Annotated in this window: 17 protein-coding genes; 15 read left to right on the top strand and 2 right to left on the bottom strand. The window is 38.3% G+C overall.

Translation table 11 applies throughout. From position 1 onward, the window contains the following. Nucleotides 1–3 precede the first annotated feature (3 nt). The 8 genes from EM4838_RS05115 to lepB all read left to right on the top strand — a co-directional run bounded on the left by EM4838_RS05115 (nucleotide 4) and on the right by lepB (nucleotide 5,953). Nucleotides 4–951: a thymidylate synthase gene (locus EM4838_RS05115; RefSeq protein ID WP_071866380.1), complete on the top strand. Its 948-nt coding sequence runs from the start codon at nucleotides 4–6 to the stop codon at nucleotides 949–951. A gap of 14 nt (nucleotides 952–965) precedes the next feature. Beyond that, a complete protein-coding gene (locus EM4838_RS05120; RefSeq protein WP_062805396.1) occupies nucleotides 966–1,478 on the top strand; it encodes a dihydrofolate reductase in 513 nt (170 codons plus the stop codon). Nucleotides 1,479–1,743: 265 nt separating this feature from the next. Then, entirely contained in the window at nucleotides 1,744–2,586 is an 843-nt protein-coding gene (locus EM4838_RS05125) for a DegV family protein (RefSeq protein WP_071866381.1), read from the top strand. Nucleotides 2,587–2,830: 244 nt separating this feature from the next. After that, the gene (locus EM4838_RS05130; protein ID WP_071866382.1) at nucleotides 2,831–3,727 is read left to right on the top strand and encodes an SGNH/GDSL hydrolase family protein; all 897 of its coding nucleotides are present in this window, start codon (nucleotides 2,831–2,833) and stop codon (nucleotides 3,725–3,727) included. Next, nucleotides 3,720–4,376, top strand: coding sequence for a YpmS family protein (locus tag EM4838_RS05135; RefSeq protein WP_071866383.1), 657 nt, complete (start codon nucleotides 3,720–3,722; stop codon nucleotides 4,374–4,376). Before EM4838_RS05130 ends, EM4838_RS05135 begins: the two co-directional genes overlap by 8 nt. Before the next feature lie 32 nt (nucleotides 4,377–4,408). Next, the gene (gene msrA, locus EM4838_RS05140; protein WP_071866384.1) at nucleotides 4,409–4,927 is read left to right on the top strand and encodes a peptide-methionine (S)-S-oxide reductase MsrA; all 519 of its coding nucleotides are present in this window, start codon (nucleotides 4,409–4,411) and stop codon (nucleotides 4,925–4,927) included. Continuing rightward, on the top strand, nucleotides 4,924–5,151 hold the full coding sequence (locus EM4838_RS05145; protein WP_071866385.1) for a YozE family protein: 228 nt from the start codon (nucleotides 4,924–4,926) through the stop codon (nucleotides 5,149–5,151). The genes msrA and EM4838_RS05145 overlap by 4 nt, the downstream gene beginning before the upstream one ends. A 250-nt stretch (nucleotides 5,152–5,401) precedes the next feature. After that, entirely contained in the window at nucleotides 5,402–5,953 is a 552-nt protein-coding gene (gene lepB / locus EM4838_RS05150) for a signal peptidase I (protein ID WP_071866386.1), read from the top strand. 51 nt (nucleotides 5,954–6,004) lie between these two features. On the opposite strand, the gene EM4838_RS05155 is transcribed toward lepB, so the two are convergent. Both EM4838_RS05155 and EM4838_RS05160 read right to left on the bottom strand, forming a co-directional pair. After that, nucleotides 6,005–6,403, bottom strand: a complete 399-nt coding sequence (locus EM4838_RS05155; RefSeq protein ID WP_071866387.1) for a VOC family protein — start codon at nucleotides 6,401–6,403, stop codon at nucleotides 6,005–6,007. Nucleotides 6,404–6,492: 89 nt separating this feature from the next. Continuing rightward, nucleotides 6,493–6,960 carry a hypothetical protein gene (locus EM4838_RS05160; RefSeq protein WP_071866388.1) on the bottom strand — a complete coding sequence of 156 codons (468 nt, stop codon included), beginning with the start codon at nucleotides 6,958–6,960 and terminating at the stop codon, nucleotides 6,493–6,495. Nucleotides 6,961–7,171: 211 nt separating this feature from the next. On the opposite strand from EM4838_RS05160, the gene EM4838_RS05165 reads away from it, so the two are divergent. From EM4838_RS05165 to trmFO, 7 genes are all read left to right on the top strand, one after another. Continuing rightward, nucleotides 7,172–7,816, top strand: coding sequence for a helix-turn-helix domain-containing protein (locus tag EM4838_RS05165; protein WP_071866389.1), 645 nt, complete (start codon nucleotides 7,172–7,174; stop codon nucleotides 7,814–7,816). Nucleotides 7,817–8,589: 773 nt separating this feature from the next. Further along, nucleotides 8,590–9,366 (top strand): phosphotransferase, encoded by a 777-nt coding sequence (locus tag EM4838_RS05170; protein ID WP_071866390.1) that lies wholly within the window; start codon nucleotides 8,590–8,592, stop codon nucleotides 9,364–9,366. Between the two features lie 120 nt (nucleotides 9,367–9,486). Then, nucleotides 9,487–10,347, top strand: a complete 861-nt coding sequence (gene ylqF / locus EM4838_RS05175; protein ID WP_071866391.1) for a ribosome biogenesis GTPase YlqF — start codon at nucleotides 9,487–9,489, stop codon at nucleotides 10,345–10,347. After that, nucleotides 10,340–11,107 carry a ribonuclease HII gene (locus EM4838_RS05180; RefSeq protein ID WP_071866392.1) on the top strand — a complete coding sequence of 256 codons (768 nt, stop codon included), beginning with the start codon at nucleotides 10,340–10,342 and terminating at the stop codon, nucleotides 11,105–11,107. Before ylqF ends, EM4838_RS05180 begins: the two co-directional genes overlap by 8 nt. Before the next feature lie 55 nt (nucleotides 11,108–11,162). Then, entirely contained in the window at nucleotides 11,163–12,020 is an 858-nt protein-coding gene (gene dprA / locus EM4838_RS05185) for a DNA-processing protein DprA (RefSeq protein WP_071866393.1), read from the top strand. 126 nt (nucleotides 12,021–12,146) lie between these two features. Beyond that, nucleotides 12,147–14,225: a type I DNA topoisomerase gene (gene topA / locus EM4838_RS05190; protein ID WP_019723732.1), complete on the top strand. Its 2,079-nt coding sequence runs from the start codon at nucleotides 12,147–12,149 to the stop codon at nucleotides 14,223–14,225. 22 nt (nucleotides 14,226–14,247) lie between these two features. After that, on the top strand, nucleotides 14,248–15,573 hold the full coding sequence (gene trmFO, locus EM4838_RS05195; protein WP_023519489.1) for an FADH(2)-oxidizing methylenetetrahydrofolate--tRNA-(uracil(54)-C(5))-methyltransferase TrmFO: 1,326 nt from the start codon (nucleotides 14,248–14,250) through the stop codon (nucleotides 15,571–15,573). The last annotated feature ends 60 nt before the right edge of the window (nucleotides 15,574–15,633 follow it).

Consider the following 15,633-nt stretch of genomic DNA (forward strand, 5'->3'; position numbering starts at 1 on the left):
AAGATGGAGCAAGCATATCTTGATCTAGGGAAAAAGTTGTTATCTGAAGGACATGTAAAAGGTGATCGAACGGGAACAGGAACATTTAGTTTATTCGGTTATCAAATGCGATTTGACCTGCAAAAAGGCTTTCCGTTATTGACGACAAAACGTGTACCTTTTGGTTTGATCAAAAGCGAATTATTATGGTTTTTAAAAGGAGATACGAATATCCGTTATCTTTTACAAAATAATAACCATATTTGGGATGAATGGGCATTTGAACGGTATATCAAAAGTGAGGACTATCAAGGACCGGATATGACAGATTTCGGACATCGTAGTTTGACTGATCCAGAATTCAATAAAGTCTATCAAGAAGAAAGCAAGAAATTCTGTGAAAAGATAGTGGCAGATGAAGAATTTGCAGAAAAACATGGAGATCTTGGTCATATTTATGGCTATCAATGGCGTCATTGGGAAACCAAAGAAGGTAGTTTCATCGATCAAATCAAAGAAGTGATCGAAGCTATCAAGCAGACACCTGATTCAAGACGACTGATCGTCTCAGCATGGAATCCAGAAGATGTGCCAAGTATGGCGTTACCTCCTTGCCACACGATGTTTCAATTCTATGTAAATGACAATAAACTAAGTTGTCAGCTGTATCAAAGAAGTGCTGACGTGTTTTTAGGTGTCCCATTCAATATTGCTAGCTATGCTTTATTGACACATCTGATTGCACATGAAACTGGATTGGAAGTTGGTGAATTTATCCATACTTTAGGCGATGCGCATCTTTACTCCAATCACGTAGAGCAAATGAAAGAACAATTGTCTCGTGAAGTTCGTCCATTTCCGAAGCTAGTATTGAATACAGAAAAAAACTCTGTGTTTGATTTTGAAATGGATGATATCAAAGTTGAAGGATATGAGCCGCATCCTTCAATAAAGGCACCTATCGCGGTCTAAGAAAGGATGAGAAAATGTTCGCTGCAATCTGGGCACAAGATGAAAATGGCCTGATCGGAAAAGAAGATAGACTTCCTTGGCATTTGCCGAATGATTTGAAATTTTTTAAGCAAATGACTGAAGCGAATGTATTGATCATGGGACGAAAAACATTTATGGGGATGGGCGGTAAGCCACTACCTAATCGTAAAACGATTGTTTTGACAAGAGACCGTGAGTTTACAGCCGAGGGCGTACTAGTGATGCATGATGTCAATGAAGTATTAGCGTATGAAAAAGAAGCAGATGGAATTTTATTTGTTGCTGGAGGGTCAGCAATCTATGAAGAATTTTTACCTTACTGCACGATTTTGTATCGTACGGTGATCCATCATTCTTTCGAAGGAGATACGTATTTTCCTGCTGTAGACTGGCAAGCATGGTCATTGATCAATATCAGTCCGGGAGAAATAGATGAAAAAAATAGTTATGCACATCAGTTTGAGACGTATAAACGTAAAGAAGAACATACAACCGAAGAGATATAATGTCTCGTTGAACCTATAGATTTAAAGCGGAAGAAACCGAAATGGATTTTTTTATCATTCAGGTTTCTTCCGCTTATTTTGTCGTTCCATCAAAAAAAGTAGAGCAGATAAAGAAAACTGAATAGAATCATGTTATCATAACAAACAATTTATTTTAAACTTGTTTATAACTGAATTTGATGAAAAAACAGAAGTTCTTTGGTATACTGAAAGTGGACCTGCCTGAAAAATGCTAGGCACTTTGTGAAAGAAAGAGTGTGAAATAATGACAAACGTAAAAATAGTAACAGATTCTTCTTGTACAATGGAAAAAGCAGTACGAGATCATTTGAATATTCATGTTATGCCATTATCAATTATGATCGATGGCGTTGTATATCCTGATGACGATCAACTAGGCGGAGAGAAATTCATGGAAATGATGGCTAAATCAAAAGCATTACCTAAAACAAGTCAACCGCCGATCGGCGAATTCATTTCAACGTATGATGAATTAGGCCAAGATGGTAGTGAAGTGATTTCCATCCATATGACGAAAGGGTTAAGTGGAACGGTTGAAGCTGCAAGACAAGCAAGCAACCTAACGAAAACAAACGTCACAGTCATTGATAGTGATACGACTGACCAAGGTTTATCTTTCCAAGTGATTCGTGCGGCTGAAATGGCCAAAGAAGGTAAATCAGCAGAAGAGATCCTTGCTGAAATCGAGAAGATCAAAAATAATACAAAACTTTATATCGGTATCTCCACATTGGATAACTTAGTAAAAGGTGGAAGAATCAGTCGTGCAACTGGTTTACTATCAAGTATGTTGAACATTCGTGTGGTGATGAACTTCGCTCACTCAGAGCTGATTCCTGTGACAAAAGGTCGTGGGAAAAAGACTTTCGACAAGTGGTTCGATAGCTTGAAGAAAGAATTGAAGGCTCTACCGAACGTTCGCCAGATCGGTATCTCACATGCAGGTGCGACAGAGCTTGCTCGAGAGTTTGAAGAAGGCTTGAAACAATTGTTTCCCGATATGGACATCCCAGTATTGCATACAAATCCAGTGATTGCTACCCATACAGGGGAAAATGCTTTTGCAATCATGTATTATACCGATTGATGAATGTCAAATAAGAAATAGAAAGACAGATCATGTGAAGACCAATAGACGTGTTCTTTGTGATCTGTCTTTTTATTCGTTCAAGTGCTACTAGCGTAAGGAAGTGAGGAGGAAAAGACATTTTGAGATGCTCCACTTCCTTTAGCAGATGAGAAACAGCCTCTTTCTTTTTTTCAGAAAAGGGCTATTTTTTTAATCGGAATTTTGGTAATATAAGAAACAATCATGGTCTAGAGGTGAAACAATGAAACGAATGAAACAACAGTGGTTGATTGTTTTGATCCCTTTATTCACTGCAGTTTTTCTCTTTGTCGGACTCTCTTTGAGTGTGCCGAAAGCACAGCCTTTGTTAAAACCGGCAGCGTCGGTTACTTCTGAAAGCAATCAAAAAGAAAAGTTACACTATGTAGCAATTGGCGATTCATTAACTGAAGGAGTAGGCGACCAGACGAAACAAGGTGGTTTTGTTCCGTTAGTCGCAAATGACATAAAAGACAGATATGGTTTGATAGCCATTGAAATTGAAAACTACGGTGTAAATGGCGAACGAAGTGATCAAATATTAAAAAGATTGAAAAAAAATGAAGAAATCCAAAAGAATATCGAAACTGCAGACATTATTACATTGACTGTTGGTGGGAATGATTTAATGAAAGTGATCCAAAATAATCTTTTTGGTATCAGTATTCGTTCATTCAATAAACCAATCAAGAATTATCAAGAAAATGTCCAAGCAATCATTGAAGAGATACGAGGGTTAAATAAAGAGGTACCTATCTATATTTTAGGGATCTACAATCCATTTTATTTGAACTTCCCTGAGATCACAGATATGCAAACGATTGTGGATAACTGGAATGAAGGAACACAGCAAGTAGTAAATGAAGCAGAAAATAGCTATTTTATCCCGATCAATGATCTATTGTACCAAGGATTAAATCAAGAGGTCGGAATTACTGAAGCTTCTGATCAGTCAACTTCTAGTGATAGTTCGAACGGGACGAAAAATAATGTGTTATATGAAGAAGATCATTTTCATCCTAATAACTTAGGCTATCAATTGATGGCTAATGCTGTGAGAGATCAATTGATCGAAACGCATGAAAAATGGCTGGTTAAGGAGGGAAACAAGGATGGATAAACGAAGTTCAACAGTTGAAAAAAACAAAAGGCATAACTATTGGAAATACGCCTTTCTGATTTTATTAGGCCTGATCATTGGTTCGACGATTTTCTTAGGTACGCGGATATTCGCCAATCGTGAACCTGATTTGCCAGAAGTACCAGCGATTACAGAAAGACAAGGCGACCCGGTATTGACGATCAATACTCAAAAAGAAAAAGTCAACCAACTGATCAGCTTTTTCTTGACAGATTTCCAAGAAGGACAAGATATCAAGTATAAATTTTATTTAGAAAATGAAGCATTGCTTAATGGTACGTTTGAAGTGTTAGGATTCCCTATCGACTTTTACTTGTATTTTGATCCGTATGTAATGGAAAATGGCAATGTTCAGTTAAAAGCAAAAAGTCTATCGATCGGTACATTGAATCTGCCGATCAGAGATGTGATGAATATGATCAAGCGAAATTACAAACTACCTGAATGGATCGAGATCAATACAGAGGATTTAACGATCATGTTACGATTAGATCAATTCCGTATGCAAAATGGAATGTACATCAAAGCGGACAAAATTGATTTAGTCAACGACGATATTCGCTTTAGTTTGTATTTACCAAAAGATTCCTCAACGACGGAAGAAACGACCGAATCTAGTACTAATTAAGTGATATCTCGAGAGTAAGGGAGGAATCAATGATGGAACGAGCAATATTTGCAGGAGGATGTTTTTGGTGTATGATCCAGCCTTTTGATACATTACCAGGCATCCATACGATCATGTCCGGTTATACTGGTGGGCATGTACCAAATCCAACGTACGAACAAGTGAAGGCCAAAACAACAGGACATACTGAAGCAGTAGAAATCTTGTATGATCCTGAATTGATCTCATACGAAGCATTACTTGAGCTTTATTGGCAACAAACGGACCCTACAGACGCTTTTGGTCAATTTGAAGATCGAGGCGATAATTACCGACCTGTGATTTTTTATACTACAGAAGAACAACGTCAAAAAGCTGAAAAAAGCAAACAACAACTTGCAGCAAGTGGTCGCTTTATTGATCCTATCGTTACGACGATCGAGCCAGCGGAGACCTTTTATTTAGCAGAAGATGAGCATCAAGATTACTACAAAAAAAATCCTGAGAACTTTGAGCGTAATCATGCGCGTCGTGCAGCATTTATTGCTGCCAATTGGGAGGGAAATCAATGAATCGCAGCTTCTATCACTATCTGATGACTCTTCGTGGAGGGAAATCTTCTGATGCGTTATCAACTTTTGCAACCGAAGCTGGAAAAGATATCCAGTTTCCGAAACATAGTACAAGTTATGAAGAAATTTCTGATTATTTAGAAATGAATGTTGATTATTTGCCCTCTATGGATATCTTTGATACGGCTTGGGATCATTATTTAGAGAATAATCATCTCACCTGATCAATGGGATCTGGTATGAAGAGTATGACTTAAAAAAAGACGAGACAAGTACTGCTTTGGCAATATTTTTGAATAGCCCTATTTGGTCGAGTGATTTTGGACTATTCAATTATTTCTAAAACATAGTACGTTTGTCCGTCTTTTTTCGCACCTATCTGTAAATGATCATTGAACCATTCGCTTTTTCTGTAGTTATTCTATATAATGAGGGTAATAGGTTAAGATTTTACGAGGGATGGATTGATGGGCTTTGACAAAAAAGCAGCTTTATATTGACCGTTTTTGGTTATTTATTAAATTTTTACTTTGTTCCATAGTGATTGCATTTATTTTACGAGGATTTATATTGATCCCAGTACCAGTGGAAGGGAACTCGATGGAGAATGTCCTTAAACAAGGGGATATGGTCGTTATGGAAAAATTCTCTGAAATCAGACGATTTGATGTGGTCGTTTTCCAACTTTCAGATGGAACCATCTATATCAAAAGAGTCATTGGTTTACCGGGAGAAACCATTAGTTATGAAAAGGATCAACTAAAAATCAACGACCAACTAATCGAAGAACCTTATTTAAGTAAAAATATCCGTTCGGACCACGAAAATGCACCTTATACTACCGATTTTACCTTGGAAGAGTTGACAGGATATACAGAATTACCTGAAGATAGCTATTTTGTTTTGGGGGATAATCGCCGTGTGTCAAAAGATAGTCGTTCATTTGGAACAATATCTAGAGATGAAATTTTAGGAAAAGCGAGATTTGTGTATTACCCATTGAATGAAATCAAATGGATCAGATAAAATAAAAGAAGACTCTCCAATAACTATATGTTGGAAAGTCTTCTTTTTTGATTATATTTTCATCCACATTGGTTCCAATGTATTTCCATCAGGATCTTGTACTTCAAGAGAATACATTTCTTCTTCCGGTATTCCCATATCGACTGTATGGTAGCTACCACCATTTTCTTTTGCAATTTCACCAAAACGTTTGACTTCAGCAGCATTTGCTAAACTAAAAGCAATCAGTGCACCGCTCATTTTTTTTGTGTCAGCGATTTCTTTGTCTTTTAAGAATTTTTTGTAAAAGTCATGTGTCAAGAGCATCACCCAAAATGTGTCATCCCAAACCATCGCGCTTGCTTCTTCAGTCGAAAATTCTTTATTTTGTTTGAATCCTAATTTTGTATAGAATTCGACCGAGCGACCAACATCTTGCACAGGGAAATTGACAAAAACCATTGTGTTCATCTTGCTACAGCTCCTTTTTAATTTTCCTCTATCATGCGCTCGTCGGTAAGCGTTGTCAAAGTATTTAACTTGGGGAAGAATTTTTTATTTTATTGGACGTATCCGCTAAAAGTATAATCAACAGTACTATAAAATTCGTAATAAAATCTTGAACTTTGATCTGTCATACTAAGAGTACTAGAAATCGTAGAGCCAGCTGGAACGAAGTGTGTTTTTAAGACGGCATGATTGGCAGAATTTCTCATTCGAATTTCTAAGGTTCCGCGACCTTGATTGTGGAAGGAATAATTATACGTATTTTTTCCTAATATATTGTAGTTAGAATATAAATAATATTTGCCACTATAAGTGCCAGATATTGAACAACGTCCTGACGAAGCTACGTTCCAGTTTGCCGTTGGCACATTGGCTCCTCTGACCAACGAAGGGGTCAAGTTGATTAAACTTGATTCTGTATTTGTGGCTTCAACACTTAATTGATCTGCATCTACTGACTGTTGTGGAATGGACAAACCAAATAATAAGAAAATAGTAGAGAACATAAATAATTTTTTCATAAGTACTCCTTTTTGTTATTTTTTAGTGAACGTTCACCTCTTGATAATAAGTGTTTTGTTTCACATTTTCAATAGCAAGAATCCTTGTTTTACAAGGTGTCACAGATTGTGACATCGAATAATAAGAAATATATCGATTCGTTTCAATAATTCGCTTTTAAGTTCTTTTATGAAATGGTTATAATGAGAGATAGAATAAGGAGGCGATGTTGTGGATTTTGGTAAAATATTAAAAGAAAAAAGGCATCAAGCAGGAATTACACAGGAAGAATTGGCAAAGAGATTAAATGTTAGTCGTTCAGCTATTTCTAATTGGGAAATCGGCAGAAATTACCCAGACATACATACACTAGTGGAAATATCGACAAGCTTAGGTGTGTCTTTAGACGAACTATTGGAAAATTCTACTATGACTGACACGATGATTGATACTACTAAAGAAATTGAGGTGAATCAGAAAAAAAAGCGAGGAAAATTGTTTTTTGTAGTAGCACTGTGTTCGAGTGTTTTAGTCATGTCAATTTTATTTTTTTCATTTTCTAATCAACCGACGATTGTCTTGAATGCAGTTGAAAACGCCCATTCAGAAGATGTAGCGCTCTTTAACAAAGAAGATATCAAAGATATTACTCTCAAAGACAAGAAAATGACTATTCTTTTTACTATACCTAAAGACAGTGAATATGTTGGCTACTATGTCGACGGAAGTAATCAAAAAGGATTTGTAAATCTTGATATATATAAGACTGCTAATTCTGATGTCAATCAGCGGAAATTAGTTCATGATGGACTGATTGAAGTAGATTTAGATATGTTTTCAAAAGTGAATAAAATTAGTGTGAATTATAAAAAATAAAGCGTATTGCAAGAAGTATTCATAAATAGCTGTATGAGGACAAATGAAGGAGTTCTATCGTTAGTAAAGGTCATTATGGCAAAATAAAAATCTTCTAAAAAACTTTTAGAAATCAGGTGAATCTTCTTGTCAACGAGCTGTATACTTCGAGTCGGATCAGGTTAAAAAAGTAAGCTTCATGGAACGAATCGTTTAGTCGATTGTTTTACGGAGCTTACTTTTTTTCTTTACTATGCAAGTTATTTTTTCTATTGATTTCTTTCTATCATGGGCTGATTGATCGTTTGACTTTTTCAAAAACTGTCTAATGACGAACGTTAAAAGATCGACTAGGAATCAGAAACATGAAGTATTCCTCTTGTGAATAGATCGGACAAAGTATTTTATCATGATTAAGGTATTCCATCCTCATCAAATATTTTTGTCCATTGTATGATCTGAATAAGCATATTTTGACTTGCAATAAGCACGCCATCAGTCACTTCCTTGATTGCAGCTTCTGTAGTTCACCTTTCTTGAACAAATTCCCCATAAATTAAGCATGGATTTTCTTCTCCAGAGTCTCTCATCATCTGTGGCTACACTTTCTGAGATAAGAATGAAATGAAGACTTGGATCAATAGTAAATATTTTTAGGAGAGTAAACATTCTCCTTGATTGACTTTAACAGATGGAAACCTGCTTGTTGAATGGATGTCTCTCTTTCTATTTTTTGAACATGAGGTGGAATCAATATGATAAACTGAAGAAAAGAGTTGAAAGTGAGGAGCTAGATGATCGAAAAGAAACCAAAAGGACGAGACGGTGTAGTGATCCAAGAAGAGCAGGTGATTCGTCCTAAGAAAGTCTGGTCGGAGGAGGTCCAAAAATTTTTAAGTTACCTAAGGAACCAAGGTATAACTTATGTGCCAGAACCACTAGGCTATGATGAGAAAGGAAATGAAGTGGTATCTTATCTCGCAGGTGAGGTCTATGATTATCCTTTGCCCCCTCAATTGTTGACGGACAGTGCCATTTGTTCAGCAGGTCGATTGTTAAGAGACTTCCACGACCAGAATCAAGGATACCTTACTTCTTTAAGTGGCACAGAACCGTGGATGCTACATTCATTCGGAGAGCATGAGGTAATGTGTCACAATGATTTTGCGCCATACAACGTGACAACGGAAAATGGTCTAGCCATTGGTATCATTGATTTTGACACGATCACACCAGGACCAAGAATCTGGGATGTAAGTTATGCCGCCTATCGCTGGGTACCTTTAGCGGCAAATCAAGGAGATCCGATCACGGATGAAACGTGTCATCGTTTAAAAAAATTTGTTGAAGCATACAGACTAAATGAGTCTGCGTATCCAGATTTGATCCCCACGATGATCAGACGACTTTCTTATATGATAGATTTCATCACTGACGCAGCAAGTCGCGGAGAAACAAATTTTCAAGCAAATATTCAAGAGGGCCATCTAAAAAAATACGAGCAAGATAGTCAATGGTTGCTCGATAATGAGAAAAAGATTCTTAGAAAGTTGCAAAATGAAGAAACTTGAGAATAAGACGTTTGATTTTTAGTTTTTTTCTTGTATACTCCTAGAAGTGTAGTTCATTCAAGTACTGTATAAGTAAAAGAGCAAATTTTTAGATTTTAAGTTTTAGAGGAGGAAACACCAATGACTATTCAATGGTTCCCAGGACATATGGCGAAGGCCAGACGTGAAGTTTCAGAAAAGATGAAATATGTTGATATCGTCTTTGAGTTAGTTGATGCACGACTACCTTTGTCTTCACGTAATCCAATGTTAGATCAAATCATCCAACAAAAACCAAGACTTGTTTTATTAAATAAAGCTGATCTAGCTGATCCGCAACAAACGAAATTATGGCAACAATACTTTAGAAATCAAGGACATCAAGCCCTAGCAATCACCGCTCAAGAAAGTAAAGGAATCAAAGCGTTGATCCCTGCGGCAAAAGAAGCACTGAAAGAAAAACGAGAAAGAGACGCAGCTCGTGGCATCAAACCTCGAGCAATCCGCGCGATGGTCCTAGGAATTCCTAATGTAGGGAAATCGACATTGATGAATCGTTTAGTGGGCAAAAAAATTGCACAGACAGGGAATAAGCCTGGGGTAACGAAAGGACAACAATGGCTTCGTTTAGGAAGTGAATTAGAACTATTAGATACACCTGGTATTTTATGGCCTAAGTTTGAAGATGAAGAAATCGGTAAAAAACTAGCCTTGACTGGTGCAATCAAAGACCAATTGGTACACCTTGATGATCTAGCAATTTACGGCTTAGATTTCTTTGCCCGTTACTACCCTAATAAAATCCGCGAACGTTATGGATTATCAATAGAAGAAGAGCAACAAGTTGCACCTGAGTTATTGATGACGATCACGGAACGGAGAGGGTATCGACAAGATTATGACCGTGGGAGCGAGGTAGTTGTTTTTGATATCCGCCAAGGGAAACTAGGTCGCTATACTTTAGATCGTTGTGAAGAAATGGAAGAGACTACTCATGAGTGAATCGATCCAGAGTATCAAAGAAAAACTGAAACAAATCACAACACTTGATGATCCGATAGTTACACAACTAAGATTAGACACAAGAAAAGGTGTCCAACAAGCATTAGGCTCTTTTGAAAAACGCTTAGCAAAGGAAGCTTTGCTTCGTGAAAAATATGAGACGATGTCCTTCTACGAAAATGAAGGATATGCTCAAGGACATGAACTGATTGCAGGGATCGACGAGGTAGGAAGAGGTCCCTTGGCTGGTCCTGTAGTATCCGCAGCTGTTATTTTACCTAAAGGTGTAGAGATTTACGGATTGAACGATTCCAAGCAATTATCTGAAAAAAAACGTGAAGAACTGTATGAACAGATTCAAGAAAAAGCCCTCTCCATCGGGATTGGTGTGATCGATGAGCAGACGATCGATCGTGTCAATATTTACGAAGCAAGTAAATTAGCGATGTGTGAAGCTGTTAAAGAATTGACACCAGAGCCTACGTATTTATTGATCGATGCGATGACTTTAGATCTGCCGATTGCACAAAATAAACTGATCAAAGGAGATGCTCGTTCAATTTCGATTGCTGCTGCCAGTATCATTGCAAAAGTCTATCGTGACCGTTTGATGAAAGAATACGAGTTACAATATCCTGGCTATGGTTTTGCCAAGAATGCAGGTTATGGAACAAAGGAACACCTCTTAGGATTAGCACAACATGGCATCACGCCAATCCATCGTAAAAGTTTTGCACCAGTCAAACAATATTTATCATAAGTGATGCGCCACTTTTCACGTATCTTATAAAAAAGATTAGAAAAGGTGGCGCTTTATGGTTATATACAATGAATTTATTACAAAGTTGGCATTGGTCAAAGGACTGAGCGGAGAGCAAAAATGGCGTGTGATCCGTCATCTATTGAGTGAAAAGAAAGAATGGTTGTCGGTTGATGATATGTTGACAGTTTCGCACTTCAATCGCTCTAGAGCAAGTTTTTATGACTATTGGAGCCAGATCAACTATACTTGGCGGAATAGAATAGGAGAGAATCCATACATAACTTTTCTTGATCCAATCTACCCTTCACAATTGCTTCATTTGGCAAATCCCCCGATCTTATTATTTTATCGAGGTGATCTTTCGCTGATGAAACGAAAAATGATCGCTGTCGTTGGTGGTAGACAAACATCTGGTTATGCGAGAAAAATCGTAGAGCGAGTGATCACTCCTGTGATTGACCAAGACTATATAGTTGTTAGTGGCTGTGCGAAAGGCGTAGACACTTATGCGCATCAAGTAGCGATCCGCTGTTCAGGCAGAACGATTGCAGTGATCGGTACGGGGATCAATCATAGTTATCCGAAAGAAAATCAGCAGTTGCAACGAGGGATTGCTAGAGATCATCTTTTATTAAGTGAGTTTTTACCAGATGTTGGTCCACAAAAATTTCATTTTCCTATGAGAAATCGTCTGATTGCCGCTTTATCAAGTGGAATCTGTGTGATTGAAGCAAAAGCAAAAAGCGGCTCATTGATCACAGCAGAGCAAGGCTTAGAGATTGGACGTCCGATTTTTTCTGTCCCTGGGAATATTTTGACAGGTCAATCCACTGGTTGTCACCAATTGATCCAAGATGGAGCGATATGTACCTTTTCAGGACAAGATATCCTTAATGAATTGGAATCATAACGATTGATTTATTATTGCTTTCCTTGACAAACGATTTCTGAATGGATATGATAAGCTACGATTTGTAAAAGTCCTTGTAACATATATATAGTAGGAACCCGAAAATGGAAAGGAGTCCATTCAGGAATGGCATATAAATATTTAGTGATCGTAGAATCACCTGCAAAAGCCAAGACGATTGAAAAATATCTTGGCCGTAATTATAAAGTAATGGCTAGTGTAGGACATATTCGTGACTTACCTAAAAGTAAGATGGGGATCGATTTTGAAAATAATTATGAACCGCATTATATCTCGATTCGAGGAAAAGGCGACGTCATCAAAAGTCTAAAAGCAGCGGCAAAAAAAGCGCAAAAAGTTTACCTCGCAAGTGACCCGGATAGAGAAGGGGAAGCAATTGCTTGGCATTTGGCTTATTTATTAGGTTTGGATCTCAACGATAAGAATCGTGTTGTCTTCAATGAAATCACCAAGGATGCAGTCAAAGCGGCATTTAAAGAGCCACGTACGATCGATGTGGATCTTGTCGATGCGCAACAAGCACGTCGAACGCTTGACCGTATCGTTGGTTATTCGATTAGTCCGATCTTATGGCGTAAAGTAAAAAAAGGCTTGAGTGCTGGTCGAGTCCAGTCGATCGCATTGAAGATCATCATTGAACGCGAAAAAGAGATCCGTGATTTTACGCCGGAAGAGTATTGGAGTATTGACGGAAACTTTAAGAAAGAACGTAAGAAGTTCAAAGCAAACTTTTGGGGAGTCGATGGCAAAAAGAAAAAATTGTCCGATGCCGAAACTGTCAAAGAAGTGACTGACCGGATCACTGGTAAAGAGTTTGCAGTAACAAAAGTCGAAAAGAAGGAACGCAAGCGAAATCCTGCGAACCCATTCACGACAAGTAGTTTGCAACAAGAAGCCGCTCGTAAATTGAATTTCAGAACACGTAAAACCATGATGGTGGCGCAACAGTTGTATGAAGGAATCTCACTTGGCAAACAAGGCACGATCGGGTTGATCACGTATATGCGTACCGATTCTACACGGATCGCCGATACTGCTAAAGCCGAAGTCGCAACGTTCATCGAAGAAACATACGGAAAAGAATTCTCCAGTCATTCGGAACGTAAAGCAACGAACTCTAAAGGGGCACAAGATGCCCATGAAGCAGTGCGTCCAACCAGTGCATTACGTACACCAGATGAGTTGAAACAATACTTGGATAAAGACCAATTGAAATTATATACATTGATTTGGTCACGATTTGTTGCAAGTCAAATGACACCAGCTGTATTGGATACGATGAAAGTCACGTTGGAACAAAATGATGTAAGGTTCATTGCGAATGGCTCAAAAATCAAATTCAAAGGGTTCATGCAAGTGTATGTTGAAGGCCGCGATGATGGGAAAGAAGACAAAGAAAACATTTTGCCAGAGTTAGCAGAAGGCGATACGGTACAATCTGTCGATATCGAACCGAAACAACATTTCACACAACCGCCTGCACGTTATAGTGAAGCGACATTGATCCGTGCATTGGAAGAAAACGGAGTAGGTCGTCCCTCGACTTATGCGCCAACGTTAGATACGATCCAACGACGATATTATGTGAAGTTGACACAAAAACGTTTTGAACCAACCGAATTAGGTGAGATCGTCAATTCGTTGATCTGTGAGTTCTTCCCACAAATCGTAGATATCCATTTTACAGCTGAAATGGAAGATGACTTGGATAAAGTCGAAGAAGGAAAAGAAGAATGGATCGAAGTCGTCGATCGTTTTTATAAACCATTTGAAAAAGAATTATCGAATGCCGAAGAAAAAATCGAGAAAATCCAGATCAAAGATGAACCAGCTGGTTTTGATTGTGATTTGTGTGGGCATCCGATGGTGATAAAATTAGGGAAGTATGGTAAATTCTATGCATGTAGTAATTTTCCAGATTGCCGAAACACCAAACCAATCGTCAAGGAAATCGGCGTCACTTGTCCCGTGTGTCATGAAGGACAAGTCATCGAACGTAAATCTAAGAAAAATCGTCTATTCTATGGCTGCTCTCGTTTCCCAGAATGTGAATTCACCTCTTGGGAAAAACCAATCGGCAGAAATTGTCCGAAATGTGACCATTATTTGGTCGAGAAAAAAGTCAAAGGCGGCAAACAAGTGGTTTGTACGAATGGCGATTACGAAGAAGATGTTCAAAAATAAAGAAATGAGAAGAGGTTTTTAGTTGAAAATCGTCAATGTAGTAGGTGCAGGTCTAGCTGGAAGCGAAGCAGCCTGGCAAATCGCTCAAGCGGGTGTACCTGTAAAGTTATATGAAATGAGACCAGTTAAGAAGACAGAAGCGCATCATACAGATAATTTTGCTGAATTAGTCTGTTCCAATTCTCTTAGAGGGAATAGTCTTGCGAACGCAGTTGGTTTATTGAAAGAAGAAATGCGTCGCTTAGATTCAGTGATCATCCATTCAGCAGATGAAACAGCTGTACCTGCAGGCGGTGCCTTAGCAGTGGACCGCGATTCATTTTCTGAAACCATCACTCGTAAGGTCAAAGAGCATCCTTTAGTCACAGTAGTGAATGAAGAAATCACTGAGATACCAGAAGGAATCACGGTGATAGCGACAGGACCTCTGACTTCTCATCCTTTAGCAGAAAGCATCAAAGCATTCAATGGCTCAGACGGTTTCTATTTCTACGATGCTGCGGCACCGATCGTCGACAAATCCACGATCGATATGGACAAGGTGTATTTAAAATCACGTTATGACAAAGGCGAGGCAGCTTACTTAAACTGTCCGATGACCGAAGAAGAATTTAAAGCTTTCCATGAAGCCTTGGTCAATGCGGAAGTTGCTGAATTGAAATCTTTTGAAAAAGAAAAATATTTTGAAGGTTGTATGCCAATCGAAGTAATGGCGCAACGTGGCTTTAAGACAATGCTATTCGGCCCAATGAAACCAGTCGGCCTAGAAGATCCTAAAACAGGAAAAAGACCTTATGCAGTCATCCAGTTAAGACAAGATAATGCAGCCGCTTCTCTTTATAATATCGTTGGGTTCCAGACGCATTTAAAATGGGGCGAACAAAAGCGCGTGTTCCGCATGATCCCAGGATTAGAAAATGCAGAATTTGTCCGCTATGGTGTAATGCATCGCAACAGTTTCATGAATTCACCAGAACTCTTGAAGCCAACTTATCAATCGACTAAACGCGAAGATCTATTTTTTGCAGGACAAATGACGGGTGTAGAGGGGTATGTTGAAAGTGCGGCAAGTGGTTTGCTTGCAGGGATCAACGCTGCTCGCTTAGCGAAAGAATTGGAACCTGTGACGTTGCCACAAGAAACAGCCATGGGAAGTATGGCCTACTACATCACACATGCGGAAGGCAAACATTTCCAACCAATGAATGCAAACTACGGATTATTCCCAGAATTACCTGAACGAATCCGTGATAAAAAATCTCGGTATGAAGCAATTGCACAACGTGCCTTAGCAGCCAATGAAAAAGTGAAGCAAGAAGTCTTGAATAAAGAATTTGCTTCTCGTTAAATGGATGTTATGTAATAAGTCGAAGTGTCTCAGGATGGTGTTTGCCATTTTTGAGTACTT

Origin of the sequence: Enterococcus mundtii, assembly GCF_002813755.1 — a bacterium.
Lineage (GTDB): Bacteria > Bacillota > Bacilli > Lactobacillales > Enterococcaceae > Enterococcus_B > Enterococcus_B mundtii.

Coding starts and splice junctions, on each gene's coding strand:
- EM4838_RS05155 (WP_071866387.1), bottom strand. CDS start 6,403: ATGAACACAATGGTTTTTGTCAATTTCCCTGTGCAAGATGTTGGTCGC.
- EM4838_RS05120 (WP_062805396.1), top strand. CDS start 966: ATGTTCGCTGCAATCTGGGCACAAGATGAAAATGGCCTGATCGGAAAA.
- EM4838_RS05130 (WP_071866382.1), top strand. CDS start 2,831: ATGAAACGAATGAAACAACAGTGGTTGATTGTTTTGATCCCTTTATTC.
- EM4838_RS05170 (WP_071866390.1), top strand. CDS start 8,590: ATGATCGAAAAGAAACCAAAAGGACGAGACGGTGTAGTGATCCAAGAA.
- EM4838_RS05160 (WP_071866388.1), bottom strand. CDS start 6,960: ATGAAAAAATTATTTATGTTCTCTACTATTTTCTTATTATTTGGTTTG.
- dprA (WP_071866393.1), top strand. CDS start 11,163: ATGGTTATATACAATGAATTTATTACAAAGTTGGCATTGGTCAAAGGA.
- EM4838_RS05115 (WP_071866380.1), top strand. CDS start 4: ATGGAGCAAGCATATCTTGATCTAGGGAAAAAGTTGTTATCTGAAGGA.
- topA (WP_019723732.1), top strand. CDS start 12,147: ATGGCATATAAATATTTAGTGATCGTAGAATCACCTGCAAAAGCCAAG.
- EM4838_RS05135 (WP_071866383.1), top strand. CDS start 3,720: ATGGATAAACGAAGTTCAACAGTTGAAAAAAACAAAAGGCATAACTAT.
- msrA (WP_071866384.1), top strand. CDS start 4,409: ATGGAACGAGCAATATTTGCAGGAGGATGTTTTTGGTGTATGATCCAG.
- EM4838_RS05180 (WP_071866392.1), top strand. CDS start 10,340: ATGAGTGAATCGATCCAGAGTATCAAAGAAAAACTGAAACAAATCACA.
- EM4838_RS05145 (WP_071866385.1), top strand. CDS start 4,924: ATGAATCGCAGCTTCTATCACTATCTGATGACTCTTCGTGGAGGGAAA.
- EM4838_RS05125 (WP_071866381.1), top strand. CDS start 1,744: ATGACAAACGTAAAAATAGTAACAGATTCTTCTTGTACAATGGAAAAA.
- ylqF (WP_071866391.1), top strand. CDS start 9,487: ATGACTATTCAATGGTTCCCAGGACATATGGCGAAGGCCAGACGTGAA.